The sequence below is a fragment of the Kocuria carniphila genome, from assembly GCF_004136555.1.
Classification (GTDB): domain Bacteria; phylum Actinomycetota; class Actinomycetes; order Actinomycetales; family Micrococcaceae; genus Kocuria; species Kocuria carniphila.
In genome coordinates, this window is the sequence record NZ_NOIT01000008.1 from 12,284 (window position 1) to 34,351 (window position 22,068).

Annotated in this window: 15 protein-coding genes and 1 pseudogene; 2 read left to right on the plus strand and 14 right to left on the minus strand. The window is 63.1% G+C overall.

Annotated features, from left to right (window positions below; all coding sequences use genetic code 11):
• Positions 1 to 126 precede the first annotated feature (126 nt).
• From EWV37_RS07020 to EWV37_RS07055, 7 genes are all read right to left on the minus strand, one after another.
• Complete coding sequence (locus EWV37_RS07020) at positions 127 to 417, minus strand: YrhK family protein (protein ID WP_193554306.1); 291 nt, start codon at positions 415 to 417, stop codon at positions 127 to 129.
• 163 nt (positions 418 to 580) lie between these two features.
• A complete protein-coding gene (gene pgm, locus EWV37_RS07025) occupies positions 581 to 2,215 on the minus strand; it encodes a phosphoglucomutase (alpha-D-glucose-1,6-bisphosphate-dependent) (RefSeq protein WP_129700705.1) in 1,635 nt (544 codons plus the stop codon).
• A 66-nt stretch (positions 2,216 to 2,281) separates the two neighbouring features.
• The gene (locus EWV37_RS07030) at positions 2,282 to 3,790 is read right to left on the minus strand and encodes an amidase (protein WP_129700707.1); all 1,509 of its coding nucleotides are present in this window, start codon (positions 3,788 to 3,790) and stop codon (positions 2,282 to 2,284) included.
• A gap of 329 nt (positions 3,791 to 4,119) precedes the next feature.
• A complete protein-coding gene (gabT, locus tag EWV37_RS07035) occupies positions 4,120 to 5,463 on the minus strand; it encodes a 4-aminobutyrate--2-oxoglutarate transaminase (RefSeq protein WP_129700708.1) in 1,344 nt (447 codons plus the stop codon).
• Between the two features lie 44 nt (positions 5,464 to 5,507).
• Entirely contained in the window at positions 5,508 to 6,983 is a 1,476-nt protein-coding gene (locus EWV37_RS07040; protein ID WP_129700710.1) for an NAD-dependent succinate-semialdehyde dehydrogenase, read from the minus strand.
• Positions 6,984 to 7,088: 105 nt separating this feature from the next.
• Positions 7,089 to 8,516: an APC family permease gene (locus EWV37_RS07045; protein WP_129700712.1), complete on the minus strand. Its 1,428-nt coding sequence runs from the start codon at positions 8,514 to 8,516 to the stop codon at positions 7,089 to 7,091.
• Positions 8,517 to 9,025: 509 nt separating this feature from the next.
• Entirely contained in the window at positions 9,026 to 9,349 is a 324-nt protein-coding gene (locus EWV37_RS07055) for an ArsR/SmtB family transcription factor (RefSeq protein WP_016996806.1), read from the minus strand.
• Between the two features lie 125 nt (positions 9,350 to 9,474).
• On the opposite strand from EWV37_RS07055, the gene EWV37_RS07060 reads away from it, so the two are divergent.
• On the plus strand, positions 9,475 to 10,854 hold the full coding sequence (locus EWV37_RS07060; protein ID WP_095797680.1) for an NAD-dependent succinate-semialdehyde dehydrogenase: 1,380 nt from the start codon (positions 9,475 to 9,477) through the stop codon (positions 10,852 to 10,854).
• Between the two features lie 91 nt (positions 10,855 to 10,945).
• On the opposite strand, the gene EWV37_RS15800 is transcribed toward EWV37_RS07060, so the two are convergent.
• Both EWV37_RS15800 and EWV37_RS15805 read right to left on the minus strand, forming a co-directional pair.
• Entirely contained in the window at positions 10,946 to 11,668 is a 723-nt protein-coding gene (locus EWV37_RS15800; RefSeq protein ID WP_315278882.1) for an MFS transporter, read from the minus strand.
• Between the two features lie 76 nt (positions 11,669 to 11,744).
• Positions 11,745 to 12,068: pseudogene (locus EWV37_RS15805) on the minus strand (MFS transporter); the annotation flags it as partial.
• A 443-nt stretch (positions 12,069 to 12,511) separates the two neighbouring features.
• Between EWV37_RS15805 and EWV37_RS07070 the strand changes: the two are divergent.
• On the plus strand, positions 12,512 to 13,552 hold the full coding sequence (locus EWV37_RS07070) for an Lrp/AsnC family transcriptional regulator (protein ID WP_095797681.1): 1,041 nt from the start codon (positions 12,512 to 12,514) through the stop codon (positions 13,550 to 13,552).
• A gap of 114 nt (positions 13,553 to 13,666) precedes the next feature.
• Here EWV37_RS07070 and EWV37_RS07075 read toward each other — a convergent pair whose 3' ends face one another.
• The 5 genes from EWV37_RS07075 to EWV37_RS07095 form a co-directional block, all read right to left on the minus strand.
• Complete coding sequence (locus EWV37_RS07075) at positions 13,667 to 15,295, minus strand: amidohydrolase (RefSeq protein ID WP_016996810.1); 1,629 nt, start codon at positions 15,293 to 15,295, stop codon at positions 13,667 to 13,669.
• A gap of 99 nt (positions 15,296 to 15,394) precedes the next feature.
• Positions 15,395 to 17,023: an amidohydrolase gene (locus EWV37_RS07080; RefSeq protein WP_129700714.1), complete on the minus strand. Its 1,629-nt coding sequence runs from the start codon at positions 17,021 to 17,023 to the stop codon at positions 15,395 to 15,397.
• Between the two features lie 163 nt (positions 17,024 to 17,186).
• Positions 17,187 to 18,398, minus strand: coding sequence for an aminotransferase-like domain-containing protein (locus EWV37_RS07085; protein ID WP_129700716.1), 1,212 nt, complete (start codon positions 18,396 to 18,398; stop codon positions 17,187 to 17,189).
• 99 nt (positions 18,399 to 18,497) lie between these two features.
• On the minus strand, positions 18,498 to 20,144 hold the full coding sequence (locus EWV37_RS07090; RefSeq protein WP_129700718.1) for a thiamine pyrophosphate-binding protein: 1,647 nt from the start codon (positions 20,142 to 20,144) through the stop codon (positions 18,498 to 18,500).
• Positions 20,145 to 20,239: 95 nt separating this feature from the next.
• Positions 20,240 to 21,916 (minus strand): amidohydrolase, encoded by a 1,677-nt coding sequence (locus tag EWV37_RS07095; RefSeq protein ID WP_129700720.1) that lies wholly within the window; start codon positions 21,914 to 21,916, stop codon positions 20,240 to 20,242.
• Positions 21,917 to 22,068: the final 152 nt, after the last annotated feature.

Here is a 22,068-nt window from a genome sequence, read left to right on the forward strand (position 1 = left end):
AGGGCTTTCGCGCCAGCGGGCCCCCTGGACGAGTTGGTGGGGGAGCGGTGGCCCCGACATCCCAGTCATCAGAAGTGCATTTTTGGGCCGCTCAGGTGCATCTTTACGGACTGGAATGTTCATCACTCAGAAGTCTCTACTGGTTGCGGCATCACTGCGGGGGTTAATCTTCTTCAGGTGAGTCCGGCGGGCCAACCGAATCACGGGTCGCACGAGCATCAAGAGACTTCCCACAACGAACAGCCACGTGGCGATGGTCATTGTCGCCTCAGAGAAGAACAAGAACGAGCCGATTACGAAGATCACACCGATCAGGATGTCGTTGCAGATCGAGGCGATCTCATAGCGGTCCCTGATGATGAGCTCGTGATGGCCGACTTCAACTTTGACGGTGGTGCCCGAGGTCTGCGTATTCATGTCTTCCATCGTGCCGGTGTGGCGGGGGCTCGATCAAAACGACGGGTACCGGACACACGAACAAATGGGGCAGAGGTTGGCGCCGAAACCCCTGGTCTCAGCGCCAACCTCTGCCCGAAATGCTCAGCTCCGGCGGAGATCACCGCAGAAGTGAAAGAAGTCCCTACCCAATCACCGAATCCACCAGCGCCTTGGCTTCCTTCTGCACCTGTGCGAGGTGCTCGGAACCCTTGAAGGACTCCGCGTAGATCTTGTACACGTCCTCGGTGCCGGAAGGTCGGGCCGCGAACCACGCGTTCTCCGTGACGACCTTCAAACCGCCGATTGCAGCGCCGTTGCCCGGAGCTTCCGTCAGCTTTGCGGTGATCGGTTCACCGGCCAGGGTGTCCGTGGTGACCTGCTCTGCGGAGAGCTTTTTCAGCGCTGCCTTCTGCTCACGGTTGGCCGGAGCATCGATGCGCTCGTACACCGGATCGCCGAACTCCTCGGTCAACTCCTTGTAACGCTGCGACGGGGTCTTACCCGTGCGCGCCGTGATCTCCGCGGCCAACAGGGCCAAGATGATGCCGTCCTTGTCGGTGGTCCAGGTGGAACCGTCCATACGCAGGAACGATGCGCCCGCAGACTCTTCACCACCGAAACCGATGGATCCGTCAATCAGACCCGGTACGAACCACTTGAAGCCCACGGGGACCTCGTCCAAACGCCGGCCCAGCGAGTCAGCAACGCGATCGATGATCGACGAAGACACCAAGGTCTTGCCCACGCCCGCATCCGATGACCAACCCGAACGATTGCGGTACAGGTAATCAATAGCCACGGCCAGGTAGTGGTTCGGGTTCATGAGCCCGGCATCCGGGGTCACGATGCCGTGCCGGTCCGTGTCCGCATCGTTACCGGTTGCGATGTCGTACTTGTCGCGGTTTCCGATCAGGGAGGCCATGGCATTGGGGGAGGAGCAGTCCATGCGGATCTTCTCGTCCCAGTCCAGCGTCATGAACGCCCACTGCGGGTCCACTTCGGGGTTGACCACGGTGAGGTTCAGGCCAAAGCGCTTGCTGATCTCTTCCCAGTACGCCACGGATGCAGAACCCATGGGGTCCGCGCCAATGTGCAGACCGGATTCCGCGATGACGTCCAGGTCGATGATCGACGGCAGATCCGAAACATAGGAGTCCAGGAAATCGAAGGTGCCGGTGGTCGCTGCGGCCCGAGCGGCGTCGTTCGAGACGCGCTTGACGCCGTCGAGCCCGGCCTCCATGAGTTCGTTGGCGCGCGCGGCGATCCACTCGGTGGCGTCAGAATCGGCGGGGCCGCCGTGCGGAGGGTTGTACTTGAAGCCGCCGTCGGCCGGCGGGTTGTGGGACGGCGTGATGACAATGCCGTCCGCCTGCTCGGCCGCATCGGACGCGTTGTACTTGATGATCGCGTGGGACAGCGCCGGGGTGGGCGTGAAGCCGTCGCGCGAATCCAGTAGCACGTTCACGCCGTTGGCCGCGAGCACCTCGAGTGCGGTGTCCTGCGCGGGCCCGGACAGCGCGTGCGTGTCCTTGCCCATGAACAGCGGGCCGGTAATGCCCTGCCCCGCGCGGTACTCCACAATCGCCTGCGTGATGGCCGCGATATGTGTGTCGTTGAACGAGGTCTTGAGTGATGATCCACGGTGTCCGGACGTACCGAACGCCACTCGCTGATCGGGATCACCGGCGTCAGGCACGCGGTCGAAATACGCCGCGATCAGCTCGTCGATGTTCACAAGGTCACTGGGTTGGGCTACGGTGCCCGCACGGTTCGCCATACCCCAAACCTACTCGGGAAACCCGCGCTCGTCAGTGACGCGACGCAATGTTCCGTTCGATTGCACTCACGCGGCCCGCGGGTCCGTGGGCGGGTTCAGCTGCGCGGCCAGGGAGAGCAGCCACGCCTCCGACGACGCCGCTCCCACCAGTTGCACACCCATCGGCACCTTGCCGGGGTAGTCACCGGATTCCGGCTGCGTCCACACGGTGGGAACAGTGATGGCCGGTAGCCCCACCACGTTGATGAACGAGGTGTAGGGGGTGTACTGGCACTGCCGCTCGTAGTCGCGTTCTGCGCTGCGAGGATCGGCCATGTCGTAGCCCTCGAAGTACCAACCAATGGGCCGCGGGGGCATCGCTAGAGCTGGCGTGAGAATCATGTCGTACCGGGCATATTGGGCGATGGTGTCGGCCTCGAACACGCGGATCGCGCTCACGGCGTCCGCCAGCTCCACGGCCGAGCGGTTCAACGCGGCTTCTCGGAAGTGCCGCGCCAGGCCGGTCAGGTGCGAGTCTTGCCCGTCGGCCAAGGGGATCTGACCCACGGCGGTCGTCCACAGTTTGAAGAAGTTCTCCGCGTAACCGGGCAGGTAGTTGATCTGGGCTTCTTCAACTTCGTGGCCCAGCGACTGCAACTGGCGGACGCCCTCGGACAGAGCGAGCTCTGCTTCGGGGGAGACAGAGATGTCGTAGCTGCCCTCGAACGGGGATGCCGTATTCACGCCAATCCGTAACGGACGATCTCCCCATGGTGCATCCCCGGCCAGCGCGCGGCTCACCACGGATGTGAACGACCGTTCCGGCACTGCTTTCACCGGCCGATCGATGGCGGTGTGGCCCGGGGTGGAGCACAGCACATCCATGAGTAGGGCGGCGTCCAAGGCGGTGCGCGTGATGGGGCCGTTGACGCCCAACTGCCCCACGTTGTTCAGCGCATCGCTGCTCGGGACTCGTCCACGGTTCGGTTTGAGCCCGATCAATCCGCACGCCGCGGCAGGAATTCGCACCGAACCGCCGCCGTCCGAACCGATCGCCCCCGCCAGCATTCCGGATGCCACAGCCGCAGCCTGGCCACCAGAGGAGCCCCCAGGGCTGTGTTCCGGCGAGTGGGGATTGCGCGCCGGCGGAAATATTCTGTTCTCGGAATAACAATTGAGCAGGAACTCCGGGACTTGTGTCTTGCCCACCATCACGGCGCCGGCTGCCTCAAGGGTTTGCGCGAGAGGGTCAGAGTCGGCAGCGATCGGGAACTCGCCGTTCTCGTCCTGGTTGATCAGGGTTCCGAAGGTCGTGGGCATCCCCGCAACTTCGTGCCCGTCCTTCAACGCCGTGGGTACACCCAGAAGCGCTGGCAATTCTGCTTCAGCGGACGGGTCCGACGCCGCCTCGGCCAGTTGTTCGTCCGCCTCTCGGGCCCGCTTCAGAGCAACTTGACGATCCACGTGAATGAACGCGCCCAGGGTGTCATTGAGCTCTTCGATGCGGTCGAGCGAGGACTTCACGGTGTCCTCGCTGGTGACCTGACCGTTGCGCAGTGCCAGAACAGTCTCGGTGAGTGACGGATAGTGCTCCACGATGGTCCTCCGGGCTCGGAATGAAGTGGTATACGGCGGGTTAGTCCCACCATCCCACATCGACCGTGAGGGTTTAAGGTTCCCTATCCCGCATTTCCGGCCGAAAACAAGGCATAGGGAACCCTATTCCACGGAAGTGACACCGGAAGACGAAGACCATGGAGCCGCAACCGCGGAAGGTGGCGGGGCGGCGTCGTCGTCGTCCGTAGTGGCGTCAAGGTTGGCCAGGAACGCAGGAACGCAAGAAACGCAGAAACCCATAAATGCGAACGGGCGGCCACCGGAAACCGGTGACCGCCCGTCGAAAAGCGCTACGTGATCAGTTCAGATCAGGCGCCAGCCTCTTCAATGGCCTTGACGAACACGCGCAGGCCGTCGCGCAGCAGGTCGAAGTCGATGACCAGCGGCGGCAGCAGACGCACGTTGTTGCCGAAGGTGCCACAGGTCAGGATGACAACACCCTGTTCCATGCACTTGGCGGCAATCTGCTTGGCAGCATCAGCGTTGGGCTTCTTGGAACCTGGCTCCACGAACTCGAGCGCCATCATGGCGCCGCGACCGCGCAGCTCGCCCACGATGGGGGAGGACTCTGCCAGGTCGCCCAGCTCTTCCTTGATGATCTTCTCGATCTCCAAGGCGCGCTCGTTGAGGCCCCACTCTTCGATGGTCTCAATGGCGCCCAGGGCTGCGGCACACGCGACGGGGTTACCGCCGTAGGTGCCACCCAGGCCGCCGCCGTGCACGGAGTTCATGATCTCCGCACGGCCCACCACGCCGGACAGCGGCATACCGCCGGCGATGCCCTTGGCGAAGGTCACCAGGTCGGGCTCGATGCCCTCCCACTCGGAGGAGAACCACGTGCCGGTGCGAGCGATGCCTGCCTGGACCTCGTCAGCCACGAACACAGCGCCGTTGTCCTGGCACCACTTGGTCAGCGTGGGCAGGAAGCCCTCGGCGGGGACGATGAAGCCACCCTCGCCCTGAATGGGCTCGATGACCACTGCGGCAACGTTCTCCGCACCGACCTGCTTTTCGATTAGGAGCAGCGCGCGCTCGGCGGCTTCCTGACCGGTCATGCCGTCAGCATCACGGAACGGGTAGGACATGGGAACGCGGTACACGTCAGAAGCGAACGGACCGAAACCCTGCTTGTAGGGCATGACCTTGGAGGTCATGGCCAGCGTCAGGTTGGTGCGGCCGTGGTACGCGTGATCGAAGACGACCACTGCGCTGCGCTTGGTGTAGGTGCGAGCGATCTTGACCGCGTTCTCCACTGCCTCGGAACCCGAGTTGAACAGGGCCGCACGCTTGTCGAAGGAACCCGGGGTCAGCTCGGCGATCTTCTCGCCAACCGCCACGTAGCCCTCGTACGGGGTGACCATGAAGCACGTGTGGGTGAACTTCTCCACGGCTTCCTTGACCTTCTCCACGACCTTGGGAGCGGATGCGCCCACGGAGGTCACGGCGATGCCGGAGCCCAGGTCGATCAGCTGGTTGCCGTCGGCATCCAGGATCACGCCGCCGTCCAGCTTGTCCGCGTACACGGGGACGGAGGACGCCACACCGGAAGCGACCGCGTTACTGCGGCGCTCTGCCAGCTCAACGGACTTGGGGCCCGGGATGCTGGTCTTCAGGTCACGCTTCTGCTCAAGCGTGTATTCGATTTCAGCCATAGTTGTCTGATTGTCCTTTCGAAGGGTGAAAAATTAGGTGTGGATCAGGCCCACGGGGAGGGCAGGCCCATGTACTGAGTGGTGGTGTACTCGGCAATGCCCTCGGCGCCGCCCTCACGGCCCAGACCGGACTCCTTGACGCCACCGAACGGAGCGGCGGCGTTCGAGATCACGCCGACGTTCATGCCCAACAGGCCATACTCGATGCGGTCGCCGATGCGCAGCGCACGCGAGATGTCATTGGTGTACACGTAGGAGGCCAAGCCGTACTCGGTGGAGTTGGCCAGACGCACGGCGTCGTCCTCGTCCTTGAAGGTGATGACCGGAGCCACGGGGCCGAAGATCTCTTCCGTGAACACGCGGCAGTCCTCGGTCACACCGGTGATCAGGGTCGGCTCGAAGAAGTAGCCGTTGCCGTCCACAGCCTTGCCGCCCACGCTGATGGTCGCGCCCTTTTCCTTGGCGTCTTCCACAAGCTCGACGACGCCGTCGCGCGCCTTCTTCTCGACGAGCGGGCCCACATCGGTGCCCTCGTCCATACCGTTACCGGTCTTGAGCGCGCCGAGCTTCTCACCGAACTTCTTGGAGAACTCCTCAGCCACGGACTCGTGCACCAGGAAGCGGTTGGCCGCGGTGCAGGCCTCGCCCATGTTGCGCATCTTGGCGGCCATGGCACCCTCGACAGCCTTGTCCAGGGCTGCGTCCTCGAACACGATGAACGGGCCGTTGCCACCCAGTTCCATGGAGGTACGCAGCACGCGGTCCGCAGCGGTCTTCATGAGCTGCTTGCCCACGGGGGTGGAACCGGTGAAGGAGACCTTGCGCAGGCGCGGGTCGTCCATGATGGGGCCGGAAACCTTGGAGGCGGAGGCCGAGCACACTACGTTGAGAACACCCGCGGGGATACCCGCCTCGATCATCAACTTGGCAAAGTACTGCGAGGTCAGCGGGGTGAGGCGCGCAGGCTTGAGGATCATGGTGCAGCCTGCGGCCACGGCGGGAGCAACCTTGCGGGTTGCCATGGCCAGTGGGAAGTTCCACGGGGTGATCAACAGGCACGGGCCAACCGGCTTGTGGGTCACAATCATCTTGAGGTTGCCCTCGGGGGTGTCCGCGTAGCGGCCGTAGTGGCGGGGTGCTTCCTCCGAGAACCAGCGCATGAACTGGTTGCCGTAGACAACTTCACCCTGCGATTCCTTGAGCGGCTTACCCATTTCCAGGGTCATCAGCGTCGCGAGCTCGTCGGTGTGTTCCTTCACCAGGTTGTACGCGCGCATCAGAATGTCCGAGCGTTCGCGGGTGGAGGTGCGTGCCCAGGACTCCTGAGCGTTCGCCGCGGCATCCATGGCAGCGCGGGAATCTTCTTCGGTGGCCGAGGCCAGAGTGGCCAGGACTTCACCGGTGGCGGGGTTCTCGACATCAAAGGTGCCGCCGTCGGAGGCATCGCGCCATTCTCCGTTGATCAGCAGACCCTTGGGAGTGGCTTCAAGAAGTGCAGAAATTTTCTCTTGGTTAGTCATATCGTGCCTCTCTCACAACTTCATCCTAGAAATTGTGCAATTGAAGGTGCTTGGGCGCAATGCCCCTGATTCCATGTTATGCCCCGGCGCAAGTCCGAGCATCCCTCATTTCTTGCGGGCTTCCACGGCAGCCACCAGTCGGGGCTCCGCGTCTTCTCCCGGTTCAATGCCTCGGGGGATGCGCAGCAGGAAGATCAGTCCGAGCAGCCACCACAAACCGAAGATGACATAGGGGGCTACGCCAAGGCTGGCCGGCATGCCCGGGATGTACAGGATGGCCAATCCGGCACACAGGACGACCGACAGGATTCCGATGACAACTCCGCCATTCTTGCGGCCGCCGATTCGGTACGGGCGTTCCATCGAGGGTTCGCGCTTACGGAGGATCACGAACACCACGGAAACCAGCAGGTACGCAATCACAATGGAGGGTGAGCCTGAATCAACTAGCCAACCCAGCATTTCCTCGCCGAAGAACGGCGCGATGAAGGACAGTGCGCCCACAAAGAGCAGTGCGTTGATGGGTGTGCCGTACTTGGGGTGGATCTTGCCGAACCAGCGCGGCAGTATGCGGGAATTCCCCAGGGCCCAAAGCAACCGGGAAGCGCCCATGAGCAGGGAGTTCCAGGATGTCAGAATGCCGGCCAGACCGCCGGCGAGAAGCAGGTTGGCCATGGCCTGGGAGTTGTACACGGCTCCCACCGCGTCCGCCACGGCGATGTCGGCCACGGCCAACTCGGCTACCGGCAGCGAAGCCGATGTGGTGAGAATCACCATTCCGTACCAAACGGTGGCCAGCAGGACGGCGATCACGATGGTTCCGCCGAGCTTCTTGGGCGAGAGGTTCATCTCCTCGGAGACCTGAGGGATTACATCGAAACCGACGAACAGGAACGGCACCACCACGAGCACGGTGAAGAATCCAGCCATCCCGTTGGAGAAGAAGGGTTCCATGTTCTGTTCCGACCCGCCGCTGAAGGCCCCGAAGATCATGAACAGGCCCACAATGGCCAGGAACAGAATCACGAAAATCTGCACGGTTGAAGCCTGCTTCACCCCTCGGATGTTGATCCAGGTGATGATCACTGCGGAGAGCGAGCCGACCAGCGCCCACGTGAGATTCACTTCGAAGCCGGCAATGGTCCACAGAGGAATTTGGCTCAACCCCGGGAAAATGTACTGCACGGTTCGCGGTACGGCCACGGCCTCGAACGCCACGATGGTGATGTAGCCGACCGTAATGCCCCACGAGCCGATAAAGGCCCAGCGCGCACCCATGCCGCGCAGCAAGTAGTTGTGCTCACCGCCCGCTGCGGGCATGGCGGCCACGAGCTCGCCGTAGACCAGACCCACAACCGTCATGATGATGCCACCGGCGAGCATGGCCAGCGCGGCGCCCATGGTTCCGGCGTCATCCAGCCAGCCGCCGGTGAGCACGACCCAGCCGAAGCCGATCATCGCGCCCACCCCGAGTGCAATGGCATCTATCCGGCCAAGGACTTTCTTGAATCCCCGTTGGTCTGTGTGAGTCATGGGCACGTCCTATCGAGCAAGTAATGCGAATTGATGTCCTTATTCTGTCGCTCGAAGGACTCAATTGGGCTTTTCGCCGCTCCATTGCGCGTTGCCCGCCTTTGCGGGGCTGCTTCCCGCCGACGACGCCGCGCCCCAGGTTTCGTTGGATCCTCCCGGTGCGCGTGGTGTTTCGTGGGAACCTCTTGGGATCGCCGCGAGGGTTCCGGCGGAACCAGAAGTGTCACTTAAGGCGCCGACGGCATCTCATGCGGGGTGGATGCGCGCGGGGAACCCCATGCAATGTGAATGCGCGGGACTCGCCGTAGAAGGAGTGCATGACAGCGGGGACCCCGCCCTTAAGGGCAAGGTCCCCGCTGTACTCGCTAGCGGGCGGCGCCCGCTAAAGCGAAGAGGCTAGGTGGTCCAGCGATCAGGCGGCGTGGTTGCACTTCTCGCAGGTGCAGTTCTCGCAGGTGCAGGTTTCGCACGTGCAGTTGGGGCCGCACTTCTCGCAGGCGCAGGTGGTCTCAGTGGTTGCAGCGCTCATTGTGGTGCTCCTTGGTGTGTTGATGGGCGTCCAGGAAGACGTGCGCTACGTGCTCGTCGATCAAGCGGTAGCGCGTGACTCGGCCATCGCGGAAACCTTCCACGAGGTGGGCCTCTCGCAACACCTTAAGATGTTGCGAGACCAGGGGTTGGGACAGGCCCAACTCCTGTGACAGCTCTCCGACGAACCGGGGCTCCACGGTGAGTCGCTCCACGATGGCGCAGCGAGCCGGATTGGCCAGCGCGCCGAACAGGCGAGCCACATCCAGATAGGGAGACAGCGGTCCCGTAGCCTCGGTTGTCATAAGACCATCCTTATATAAGAAATTGCAATATCAAGACCCGCGGGGCCCGATGCAATACAGAAGGAGGACTCTCGCCCTCGGTGAACGCTGTTCGCCAAACTCTGAGTGAGGCATAACCTAGGGGTATGGCTTACGCAACAGTTAATCCCGCCACAGGCGAAACCGTAAAAGAGTTCCCCACCGCAACGGATCAAGAGATCAAGGACGCAGTGAAGCGTTCCGGTGAGGCCTACAAGTCTTGGCGCAACACTCCCGTTTCGGAGCGCGCCCAGCTCATGCACAAGATGGCTGAGCTGTACCGCGAGCGCAAGGAAGAGCTCGCAAAGATCCTGACCGACGAGATGGGCAAGCCCAAGGCTCAGGCCATCGGCGAGGTCATGATCGTTGCGGGTATCTACGACTACTACGCGGACAACGCAGAAGGCTTCATGGAAGGCCGCACCCTGGAACCGTCCACGGGTGGCGAAGCTCGCGTGGTCCTGGATTCCACCGGTTCCCTGCTGGGCATCATGCCCTGGAACTTCCCGTACTACCAGGTGGCTCGTTTCGCAGCACCCAACGTGATGCTGGGTAACACCATCCTGCTGAAGCACGCCGGTAACGTTCCGCAGTCTGCCGTGGTGCAGGAGGAGCTCTTCCACGAGGCGGGCTTCCCCAAGGATGTTTACATCAACATCTTCGCTTCCAACGACCAGATCGCTGACATCGTGATCCCGGATCCGGCTGTGCAGGGTGTGTCCCTGACCGGTTCCGAGCGCGCAGGTGCCTCCGTGGCCGCCACCGCTGGTAAGAACCTCAAGAAGGTCGTTCTGGAGCTCGGCGGTTCCGACCCCTTCATCGTTCTGGACGACCAGAACGTGGAACGCACCGTGAAGAACGCCGTGATGGGTCGTATGTCCAACAACGGCCAGGCGTGCACCAACGCCAAGCGCTTCATCGTTCTGGAAGACGCCTACGAGTCCTTCGTGGACAAGTTCGCGCAGGCTGTCCAGGGCATCGAGCCCGGTGACCCCTCGGACGACAAGACCTTCCTGGGCCCGATCAGCACCGTGGGCGCTCGTGACGAGATCATGGAGCAGGTCCAGGACGCCATCGACAAGGGCGCATCCGTGCTGGCCGGTGGTAAGAAGATCGAGCGCGACGGCGCATGGATGGAAGCTACCGTCCTTGCTGACGTGACCCCCGAGATGCGTGCCTACGCCGAGGAGATCTTCGGCCCGGTGGCCGTGGTCTACAAGGTCAAGGACGCTGACGAAGCGATCGAACTCGCCAACTCCTCGCCCTTCGGCCTGGGTGGTTCCGTGTTCGGCGCGGACGAGGCCGCCGCTCTGGAGATCGCCAAGCGCGTTGACTCCGGCATGGTGTTCGTCAACGAGGTGACCGGCACCGCTCCGGACCTGCCCTTCGGTGGCGTCAAGCGTTCCGGTGTGGGCCGTGAGCTGGGCCCCTTCGGTATCGAAGAGTTCGCCAACAAGAAGCTGCTGCACACCCCCGCCAAGAAGTAAGGCAGGGTTGACCGTTCTCGAACGGTAGACAGACGAAAGCCGCCCCCGCACCTGGAAAAGGTGCGGGGGCGGCGTCGTTCTCGGGAAAGCTTTAGTGGCGCAGGTCCTTGCCCTTGGTCTCGGGAAGGAAGAATGCGACCACCGATGACACGAGCAGCAGCAGGCACACATACACCGAGAAAGCGCTCACGGAGTACTGGGTGCTGATCCAGTTCTGCAGGTAGGGTGCGGTGCCACCGAAGATGGCCACGGCCACCGCGTACGGGAAGGCCACGCCCACGGTGCGCACGCTGGTGGGGAACAACTCCGCGAATACGGCCGGAGTGTTGGCCAGGGTGGCGCCCATGAAGAGCAGGATGAGTGCGGCGGGGAAGACCAGGGACACGAAGGTCTGACCCACCATGGCGTTCATGGGGAAGAACGGCAGCAGCGGAACAACGTTGCCGATGATCAGTGCGGGGCGGCGACCGAATCGGTCGGAGAACTTGCCCCAGAACGGCAGGGAGATGATGAGTACCACGTTGGCCAAGAGGCTCGCGTTGAGCGCGGTGGCCTGGGGCATGCCGTGGACCACCACGGCCTGCTGAACCGCGGACACGGACCACACGTAGTAGCACACGGTGCCGCCAATGGTCAGGCCGATCACGCGGAATGCGGACTTCCAGTTGCGGCGGAACTCGGGCCAGATCGAGGGGCGCTTGGCCTTGTTGGACTTGAAGGTTTCGGACTCGTGCAGTTGTGAACGGCCGACCAGGGCCCACAGGCCACCCAGGGCGCCGATGAAGAACGGAACGCGCCAGCCCCACTCGCTCATCTACTCGGGGGGAGAGGAACAGGTTCATGATGACGCCCATGAAAATACCCAGGCACGCGCCAATGGTGCCGGACACGTAGATCATGGAGGACCAGAGGCCGCGGCGCTCCGGGGGAGCCATCTCCGCCAGGTAGGTCTGAGCGGTGGGCATTTCGCCACCGTAGGCCAGGCCCTGAATCAGGCGTGCGGCCAGCAGCATGATGGCGGCGAACACGCCCGCGGTCTCGAAGGTGGGTGTCACGCCGATCATCAGCGCGCCCAGTGCGATACCTCCGACCGTGGTCAGCAGTACAGCCTTACGACCCACGCGGTCGGCCATCCAACCGAAGAACAAACCGCCGATCGGGCGGAAAATGAAGCCCACGGCAAAGATGGCCATGGCGCCCAGGATGGAGGCCACGGGATCCGACGGGTTGAAGATCTCGCGAGCAAAGTAAATGGAGAATGTCGCGTAATTACTCCAGTCGTATCACTCCAGGGCGTTGCCAATGCCCGTGTTGATGAGGGTTTTCCTGGAAGAGACGGCAATGCCGCCCGGATTGGTCTCCGAGTAAGGGGTGGCAGTTGAAGTAGCCATAACGTGCATCCTGAATCGGTGGAGCGATGCCTCGTGAGGGGCGCCGCGAAAGAAGTAGAAAGTGGCGGGTGCTACAGCTCGTATAGCAATTGTGCACGATGCGTTCCAGATTACCAAGACCTGTGTAAGATTTTTTACAGTTCACGGGCACATGTCGCGATTTTGTTTCAAATTATTGCCCCAGCGTCTGAAACCACAGACCCAGGGTCATCACCCTGACTTTGTAGAATCATGTATCGGCCACCACACACATCTAAGGGAGATCCATGGCAAGCAACGGCCAGTCCAAGACTGAGCTGTCCGACCAGGACTTGGAGCTCATCAGCCTGCTGCAGTGGGCACCCAGAATCACCTGGGGTGAAGCCGCCGAGATTCTGGACGCACACCCCACCACCCTGGCCGGACGCTGGGAGAAACTGCGCAGCTCCGGCGCAGCCTGGATCACGGCCCAGGTCAATCTCAACGATCCCCGCAATCTGTTGTCCTTCCAGGAGATCTCCTGCGACGCCCAGCAGTGGGACCACGTGGTCAAAGAGCTCGTGGCCATGCCGGAGGTGCTTTCGGTTGAGGCTTTCTGCCGAGAACCGGACCTCGGTCTCACCGTGGTCAGTCGGGATCTGCAGTCGCTCTCGCGCATCATCGAGGAGAAAATCTCCCGCGTTCAGGGCATCGTGAAGATCCACAACATGATCTCCACCAAGCTCCACCGTGCCGGTGACAAGTGGCGTCTGGACAGGCTCAGCGATGAGCAGCGGGCCGCCGCGCAGGCCTGGGTGAAGGCTGAGCAGGAGTCTCTGCCCGTGAGCAGCACGCCGCTGGGCGAGGATCAGCGTCCCGTGATCGAAGCGCTCATGCTCGACGGTCGCGCTAGCGCGGCGGAAATCGCTCGCACCACCGGCCTGCACCCGGCCACCGCCCGCCGGTATCTGCACAAGGTGCTCGCTTCTGGGATGTTGTCCATCCGGTGCGATTTGATCCAGCGGGTCTCCGCATCGCCCATCACGGCGCAGTGGTTCACGCGCCTGGACGCGAATCTGCACGAAACGGCGGCGGAAGCGCTCTCGCACGACCCTCGTACCCGCGTGGTCACGTCCATCACCGGGCGTGCGAACCTGATGGTCGTCATGTGGTTGGGCTCGGTGGGGGAGATCCTCGAGGCCGAACGGGCCATCCAGTCCGCGGTGTCCGGCATCGAGACCCAGGAGACGGTGGTGTCCCTGCGGCCCATCAAGCGCATGGGATGGGTCCTGGGCACGGAGGGTCACGTGGGTAAGAAGTTCGTTTCGCCCGAGCTGCACCTGAGCTAACCTTCTGCGGCCTGTCCCGTCTCCACGACGGGTTCGCCAACGACGCCGCCCCGGCACCTACCAAGGTGCCGGGGCGGCGTCGAGGTGGGGCGTTCGAGAACAACCGGAAGTGGTTCAGTCCTCGCGCTGGTAGCGGATCTGAGCCCCCACCACGGTGGACTCGACCACGGTGTCCTTGATCGCGCGATCGTCCTCCGCGAAGACGTCCCGGTCCACGACCACGAAGTCCGCGAGCATGCCCGGTGCCAGGCACCCCTTGAGGTTCTCCTCGTAGGAGGCGCGCGCCACGGCGTGGGTGTAGTAGTACACGGCCTCCGCACGGGGAAGGATTTCCTGTGGCTGCCAACCGTCCACGGCATCCCCGTCACGAGTCCGCGTGATGGCCGCGTGAATGCCCTGGAACGGATTGGGATCCTCCACGGGTGCATCCGAACCGAAGACGAGTTCCGCACCTGCCGCCCGCAGGCTGTTCCAGCCGTACGCGATCAGGTCGCGATCCTCCAGGAAATCGTTCATGGGGATGTCAGCCGTGCAGTGCATGGGCTGCATAGAGGCCGTGACACCCAGTTGACGGAATCGGGCGATGTCGCTGCGTTTGATGTACTGCGCGTGCTCGATGCGCTGGCGCAGGCCGAAGACCCGTGAAATGGCCTGATGAGTCTCGAACGCGTCGAGCACCTCGGTCGCGGCCTGGTCACCGATGGCGTGAACCGCGGTGGCAATGCCGGCGCTCGCCGCCAGGTGGATCCAATGATCCAATTCGTCCCGAGTAGTCACGGCCATCCCATGGTCCTGGGTGCCCGGCCACGGATCCGACATGTGGCAAGTGTGGGAGCCCAGAGCGCCGTCCGCGAAGAGCTTGAGCGGACCCATTGAAATCCACTCATCGCCCGATGCGGTGCGAATACCGCGACTGATGAAATCGAGAATCTGTTCCTGCCGCAGCACCTTGTGCACGCGGATATCCAGCTCACCGCGTTCCCGCAGTTTCTGATAGGCAAAGAGGCAGTCCGCGCCGTCGATGTCGTGGATGGAGGTGATACCGCGCTTGAGCAGTTCTCGCTGGCCCACGGGCAGGTAATCGTCGATGTTGCCGGAGACATCCGACTGCATCAGGCCATCGCGGATGGGGATGCCCGCCGCTTCCCGGATGATGCCGGTGAGCTCACCGTGCTCGTCCCGCTCGTAGGTGCCGCCGTCCGGGTCCTTGACGTTGCGGTCCAAACCCAGAGTCTCCAGCGCCTTGGAGTTGAGCCACAGCGTGTGCCAGTCCAGGGAACCCAGGGCCATGGGGATGTCCGGGCAGATGCTATCCAGGCTGTGCTTGTCCGGGAACACCGGAACGTCCCAGCCGTTGGCGTTCCACTGTCCGCCGAAGATCCAGGTCTGGGACTCATCCTGCCGCGCCTTCTCCACGAACGGCTTCAGCAGGTCCAGGGCCTCCTGCAACGAGCCGCAGAAACGCATATCGGGTTCCGTGATGGAGCGTGAGTAAATGGCCGAATGAATGTGTCCGTCACCCATGCCCGGCAACACGTACTTACCCTCGAGGCTCGTGCGCTCCGTACCCAACGGAGCCATGTCCTTGAGCCTCCGATAGTCGCCCACGGCCACGATGCGGTCGTCCGAGGTGAGGATGGCATCCGGGTGAGGCATGTCGTGGGAGTGCCAGGTGGCCTGCGGAGTCCACCCCGTGGCCGGGTTCATGGCGTGGACTTTGGCGTTATGGAACAGGCGAAACATCCGTGGGACTCCTCGATGCGAACCGGTGCGGGGTGGACAAGGGCTGACCTCCGATCCTATCGAAGCAACCGGTGGACTGGCGCAGGCTCCTTGTCCCCTTTACCGTTCACGCTGATAACGGATCTGCGCACCCACCACGGTGGCTTCGACCACGGTGTCCTTGACCGCTTGGGCGTCTTCCGCAAACACATCTCGGTCCACCGCGATGAAGTCCGCGAGCATGCCCGGTGCCAGGCACCCCTTGAGGTTCTCCTCATAGGAGGCGCGGGCTACCGCGTGGGTGTAGTAATAAAGTGCCTCCGGTAGACCGATGCTCTCCTCCGGTTGCCAGCGATTGGCGGGCTTCCCCGGTTCCGAACGACATACAGCGGCGTGAATCCCGAAGAACGGGTTGGGGTCCACCACCGGCCCGTCCGAGCCGAAAGCCATGGGGGTTCCCGCAGCACGCAGACTGTTCCACCCGTAGGCCACCATATCCCGGCCCTCCACAAAGTCGTTCATGGGGATCTCCTCGGGGCAGTGCAGGGGCTGCATGGAAGCGGTCACCCCTAATCGCTGGAACCTCAGGATGTCATCGCGTTTGATGTACTGAGCGTGCTCCACGCGCTGGCGCAGCCCGAAGACCTTGGCGATCGTTCGGTTGGCCTCGAACGAGTCCAAGACATCGGTGACGGCCTGGTCACCCACGGCGTGCACGGCGCTGGCAATGCCCGCCGCTGCCGCCTTATGGGTCCAATGGTCCAGCTCCTCACGGGAGATCACGGCCACCCCGTGGTCGTGGGTGCCGGGCCACGGCTCCGACATGTGTGCGGTGTGGGAACCCAGGGCGCCGTCCGTGAAGAGTTTGAGCGGGCCAATGGAAATCCACTCGTCGCCGGATCCCGTGCGAATGCCGCGGCTGATGAAGTCCAGGATCTGTTCCTGCCGGAGCACCTTGTGGATTCGGATGTCCAGCTCACCGCGCTCGCGGATCTTCTGGTACGCGTACAGACAGTCTGCCCCGTCGATGTCGTGGATCGAAGTGATGCCGCGCTTGAGCAGTTCACGCTGCCCGTGCGGGAGCATGTCGTCGATATGGCCCGAGACGTCCGACTGCATGAGACCGTCGCGTACCGGGATGGCTGCGGCCTCGCGCAGAATACCGGTCAGTTCACCGTGCTCGTCACGAACGTACGTTCCGCCGTTTGGGTTAGGCACGTCGCGGTCCAGGCCGAGTTCTTCGAGAGCCTTGGAATTGAGCCACAGGGTGTGCCAGTCCATGGACCCCAGCGCCACGGGGATGTCCGGGCTGACAGAATCCAGCGCCTTGCGATCCGGCACCACGGGCTTGTCCCAAATATTGACGTTCCACTGCCCACCGAAGATCCACGTGATGCTCTCATCCTCGCGAGCTTTCGCCACGTACGGCTTCAGCACGTCCAAGGCCTCTTCCAAGGACCGGCAATTGCGCATGTCCGGCTCGAACAGGGAGCGTGCGTAGATGGCGGAGTGAATGTGCGCATCGCCCAGCCCGGGCAGCACCGAACGGTTTTCCATGTCGGTGTGCTCGGTGCCCAGCGGGGCCAGATCCTTGAGTTCCTGATAATCACCCACCGCCACGATGCGGTCATGGGAGGTCAAAATGGCGTCCGGGTGGGGAGTGTCCGAGGCGTGCCAGGCGTTTTGCGGAGTCCAGCCGGCGGCCGGATTCATGGAGTGGATCTTTGCATTGTGGAACAGTCCGAACATTGTTGAACGCCTGCGGTTGCAATACCCGTGCCTCGCCTGGCCTAGGGGTTCTTGTGGACATTACAGAAGTCAGTGACCTGGGGATTTGCTAACAGAAATACGACGACGCCGCGCCCCGTTTCCGGGGTGCGGCGCCGTCGTCATGAGCGCTACGCGAGGGAAATCAGCCGCTGATGGCTTCCTTCAGTGCGGTGGCGAAGATCTCTGCACCCTTGCGGATGTCCTCCTCGGTGGGGTGGCAGAACGAGACGCGGGCCTCGTGCGTGCCACGGCCGTCCGTGTAGAACGCGGTGCCCGGTACGAACACCACACCGCGGTCGATGCAGGTCATGCACAGCTCGTAGGAGTCCACGGACTCGGGCAGGGTGATCCACGAGTAGAAACCGCCCTCGGGGCGGGTCCAGGTCACGCCCTCGGGCATGAACTCGTCGAAGACGTCCATCAGTGCCTGGGCGCGCTTACCGTACAGCTCGCGGTACTGGTTCAGCACAGCCTGCCAGTCGGTCTTCTCCAGGTACTCGGCGACCAATTCCTGGCCGAACACGGAGGGGTTCAGCACGGCGGCCTCTGCCTGCAGGCCAAGGATCTTGGACAGCGAGCTGGGCGCCAGCGTCCAACCCACGCGCAAACCGGGGGCAAACATCTTGGAGAAGGATCCCAGGTAAACCACGTTGTCGTCGTCGGCGCGCATGGCGCGGCCCACCTGGCCCTCGAAGCCCAGCAGACCGTAGGGGTTGTCCTCGGCGATCAGGATGTGGTTGGCGTCGCAGATCTCGCGCACGCGGTCACGGCGCTCCTGCGGCATCATGGTGCCGCCCGGGTTCTGGAAGCTCGGGATCGTGTACAGGAACTTGATGCGGCGACCCTGCGCCTTGAGCTCCTCCACGGTCTTCTCGAGTTCCTCGGGAATCAGGCCCTCGTGGTCAGCGCCAACGTGCACCACGTTGGCCTGGGCGCCGGTGAACACGGCCATGGCACCCGAATAGGACGGTGCTTCCGCCAGGATCACGTCTTCCGGATCGATCAGCACGCGGGTCAGGATGTCCAGACCGCACTGCGAACCGGTGGTGACAATGATGTCCTCTGGCTTGGCGTTCTCGATGCCCTCGAGCTTCATGAGTTCGATGATCTGGGCCTTGAGGTGATCCGTGCCGGTGGAAGCGCCGTACTGCATGACCTCCATGCCGCGGTTGCGCATCAGGTCCTCAGTGATGTCCGCCAGCGAATCCATGGGCAGGGAGCTGAGCTCCGGCATACCCGACGCGAAGGAAATCATGCCCGGCTTGGCGGACATTGCGAAAACCTTACGGACCTCGGAGGGCTTGGCGTTCCGTACTCCGGCGGCGCAGTCCTCAATAGTAAATTCTTGGCTCATGCCAATACCTCCTTGAAATAATTCGATGCTCGGCTAGTGCCGACTGAAAACGGTGTGTGGCGGCGGAAATTCCGCCACCACACACCGAGCGGGCTGTTATTACATGCCCGGCATGACCTTGGAGCGGTCGACCACCACGTGCACCACGGCGGGGATGCGATCCTCCTGCGTGGCCTTCATGGCCTCGGAGATGACGCGCTCAATGTCGTCGTTGTTGTCCAAGCGGGCTCCGTACCCGCCGTACCCCTCGCCCAGCACGCCGAAGTCCGGGTTCGCCAGCTGCGTTCCGGAGATGCGGCCCGGGTAGTGGGCTTCCTGGTGGGAACGGATGGTGCCGAACTGGGAGTTGTCCATGACCAGGATCAGCGGGTGCGCCCCGAACTGCTTTGCCGTGGCCAGTTCCTGGCTGTTCATGAGGAACTCACCGTCGCCGGCGATCGAGAAGACAAAGCGATCCTTGTCCTCCAACGACAGCGCTACGGCGGCGGGAACCGAATAGCCCATGGTGCCGTTACGCACCGAGAACTGGGACGGGTAGAAGGAGTTCGGGAAGTAGCGGTGACCCCACGCGGTGTGGTTACCGGAACCGAACGTGATCTGGGTGTCCTCCGGCATGTGCTTGAGGACCTCTTCCATGACCAGGGTCATGTCAGCGGTGCCCTCCGCGTTGGTGCCGGTGTTGTCCGGGATCTGCGAGACCTTGCGGTGCGCTTCCACGGCGGGTTCGCGCCACGACGTCCAGTCCGGGTGCTCGCCCAGGTCCAGATCTGCCACGGCCTGACCGAAGGCCACCGGGGAAGCCAGGATCTGACGAGTCACCGCGCCCGAGTGCTGGCGCAAGGAAGCGTCGATGTTGACGATCCAGTTGACGTCATCGGGGTTCTGGCGAACGGTGAAGCTCTCCGTCGGAACGTCGGAGAGGGTGCCGCCCACGAGGAGCAGCAGATCGGCGTCCTTGAGGACAGCCAAGGACTCCTCGGTGCGACCATAACCCACCTCGCCCGCGTTGACGGAAGAGTTGCCGGGGATACGGTCAGCGGCGCGCCAATCGGTAATGACCGGAATGCCGTTCTTCTCGGCGAATGCGGTGACCTGCTTGGAGGCCTCCGCGGTCCAGCGGGGACCGCCGAGCAGCATTGCCGGACGCTCGGCCTTGGCGAAGGCCGCCTTGAGGTCGTTGATCTCCTCGTTGCTCACGGAACCCTCGGTCACGGGGATGCGCGGCACCACGGGGCGGTCCACCATTTCGGTGATGACGTCCTCGGGGAGACCGACCACCACGGGACCGGGGCGGCCGGAAGTAGCGGCAAAGAATGCCTCGGCCACGACCTCGGACGCGCGCTCGGCCTCGTCGAGGACGAACACGCGCTTGGTCTGGGTGCCGAACCACGCGTACGGGTCGAACTCCTGGAAGGCTTCCTTCATGCGGTGCTCGAACGGGATCAGGCCCACGAATAGCACCAGGGGAGTGGAGTCCTGCCATGCGAGGTGGACACCAACGAATGCGTTGGCTGCACCGGGACCGCGGGTCACCATGGCGACACCGGGCTCACCGGTGGCCTTGCCCACTGCCTCCGCCATGTACAGGGCGCCGCCCTCCTGGCGGCACACCACGTTCTCGATACCCGAGTTGTAGAGGCCATCGAGTACGTCCAGGTAGCTCTCACCGGGCACGGAGAACACGCGTTCCACGCCGTGGCGCTTGAGCGACTCGACAATGAGATGGCCGGCTGACTGTTTGGTCATTAGTACCTCCTGGTTAGGCACCGGACTCGCCGGGAGCCGGAAGAATGGTCGTTAACTTCAATAAATGGTGACGCGCTGAATGATTTGTCGGGTGGTTACAGGTTTCCGTGCATAATTTCCCCACCCACAATCGTGGCCGTGACCTGCACGTCCTTGATGGTCTGCGGGTCGATGTCATAAATGTCATCGGAGAGCACCACGAAGTCCGCAAGTTTGCCCGCGCTCAAGGTGCCCTTGAAGTCGTCCTGGTGGGACGCGTACGCGCTGCCCACGGTGTAGGCGTTCACGGCCTGGTCCACGGTGATGCATTCTTCCGGAACGAACTGGGCGCCGGATGCCGTGCGGCGGTTGACCATGTCGTGAATGTTGTACAGCGGCGGGTACTCCACCACGGGTGCGTCCGTGGAGGCGGGGGCCACCATGCCCGCGTCGATGAGGGACTTCATGCGGTAGCACAGGCGGGTGCGCTTCTCGCCCAGCGCCTTGGCCATACCGTCGCCGAGCTCGTTCACGAACCGCCCCTGGGGCACGGGAACCACTCCGAGAGCCGCCGAACGGGCCACTTGCTCGTCGCTGGCGACACCGAAGTGCTCGATACGGTGGCGGGCGTCCTCGCGGGGGAATTCTTGCTGTGCCTTCTCGATGATGTCCAGCACCACGTCCACGGCGCCGTCGCCGATGGCGTGCACGGCAAGCTGCCAGCCGTTCTTGTGCGCCGCGATCAGGCGGCGTTCCAACCATTCCTGTGGGAACTGCAGGAAGCCGACGTTCTCCACGCCCTCTTCTGCATCAGCGGCGTAGCCCTCGGTCATGAACGCGGAACGGCCGATCAGAGAGCCGTCCGACAGTACCTTGACGGCGCCGATCTGGAACCAGTCGTCACCCATGCCGGAGCGGATTCCCAAGTCCAGACCGAAGGGCTGATCCTCATCCGGGAACTCATTGGCAACGTCCTTGCCGCTGGGATCGATGGGGTGCAGCGTGGTCAGATAAGGCATCACGGTGGCGCGCAAGCGCAGCCGACCCTGGTCCTTGGTCAGCTGGTAGGCGGCGATATCCGTGAAGGACTGACCGATGTTCGCGGGAGAGCCCAAACCCGGTTCGGTGATGGACGTGATGCCGGCGGCCAGAGCGGCGTCGCAGGCGGCTGCAATCTGATCGGCAACGTCCTCGGTGGTCTTGGCGGGCAGTACTTCCTGGACCAGGCCGCGGGCCGTCTCCGAGAGCAGGCCCTGCGCGGCGCCGTCCTCGTCGAGCGGGACCTCGCCACCCTCCGGAACCTCGAAGCCCTTGCGGCCGGGGTAACCGGCGATTTCGAAGGCCTTGCTGTTGACCACGGCCATGTGACGCGAGTTGTGCCACAGCCACACGGGATTGTCCGGGGCGACCTCGTCCAGGGCTACCGCGGTGGGATGCGCGCCGTCCAGATAATTCTGGTCGTAGCCCTGACCCAGGATCCATTCGCCGGGCTCGGCGTCTGCGGCGGCATCGCGCACGGCGCCGATCAGGTCGTCCATGGTGGAAATGGCGGACGGGCGCAGGTCCAGCTGAACCAGCGACTCGCCCAAGAAGCTCAGGTGGCAGTGAGCGTCGTTGAACCCGGGGACCACGGCGGCACCCTTGAGATCCACCACGCGCTCGAAGAGATCGGTGGGCAGCTCGCCGTCCAGGCTCACGACCTTCCCCTGGTGAACACCCAAACTGTGAGCCGTGGGGTGCTCAGGATCCTGGGTGTGAATGGTGCCGTTGGTGAAGATCACGTCGAGAGTCATGAAGTCTCTTACCGTCCTTTACTCGTGCGATCGATGGTGGAATCCACCAGAAGCGGCATAGTGACTAACCGTCTCACACCGGCCGATTGGTGGTCAGCGTGGACCGTTACATCGCCTCTCGTCAACAGCCACGTGTCACTTGTCTGCCATTT

Bases quoted from the DNA above. Each gene is read 5' to 3' on its own strand.
- gabT (WP_129700708.1), bottom strand. From the start codon at position 5,463: ATGGCTGAAATCGAATACACGCTTGAGCAGAAGCGTGACCTGAAGACC.
- pgm (WP_129700705.1), bottom strand. From the start codon at position 2,215: ATGGCGAACCGTGCGGGCACCGTAGCCCAACCCAGTGACCTTGTGAAC.
- EWV37_RS07045 (WP_129700712.1), bottom strand. From the start codon at position 8,516: ATGACTCACACAGACCAACGGGGATTCAAGAAAGTCCTTGGCCGGATA.
- EWV37_RS07085 (WP_129700716.1), bottom strand. From the start codon at position 18,398: ATGAGCCAAGAATTTACTATTGAGGACTGCGCCGCCGGAGTACGGAAC.
- EWV37_RS07090 (WP_129700718.1), bottom strand. From the start codon at position 20,144: ATGACCAAACAGTCAGCCGGCCATCTCATTGTCGAGTCGCTCAAGCGC.
- EWV37_RS07020 (WP_193554306.1), bottom strand. From the start codon at position 417: ATGAATACGCAGACCTCGGGCACCACCGTCAAAGTTGAAGTCGGCCAT.
- EWV37_RS07070 (WP_095797681.1), top strand. From the start codon at position 12,512: ATGGCAAGCAACGGCCAGTCCAAGACTGAGCTGTCCGACCAGGACTTG.
- EWV37_RS07095 (WP_129700720.1), bottom strand. From the start codon at position 21,916: ATGACTCTCGACGTGATCTTCACCAACGGCACCATTCACACCCAGGAT.
- EWV37_RS15800 (WP_315278882.1), bottom strand. From the start codon at position 11,668: ATGAGCGAGTGGGGCTGGCGCGTTCCGTTCTTCATCGGCGCCCTGGGT.
- EWV37_RS07055 (WP_016996806.1), bottom strand. From the start codon at position 9,349: ATGACAACCGAGGCTACGGGACCGCTGTCTCCCTATCTGGATGTGGCT.
- EWV37_RS07040 (WP_129700710.1), bottom strand. From the start codon at position 6,983: ATGACTAACCAAGAGAAAATTTCTGCACTTCTTGAAGCCACTCCCAAG.
- EWV37_RS07075 (WP_016996810.1), bottom strand. From the start codon at position 15,295: ATGTTTCGCCTGTTCCATAACGCCAAAGTCCACGCCATGAACCCGGCC.
- EWV37_RS07080 (WP_129700714.1), bottom strand. From the start codon at position 17,023: ATGTTCGGACTGTTCCACAATGCAAAGATCCACTCCATGAATCCGGCC.
- EWV37_RS07060 (WP_095797680.1), top strand. From the start codon at position 9,475: ATGGCTTACGCAACAGTTAATCCCGCCACAGGCGAAACCGTAAAAGAG.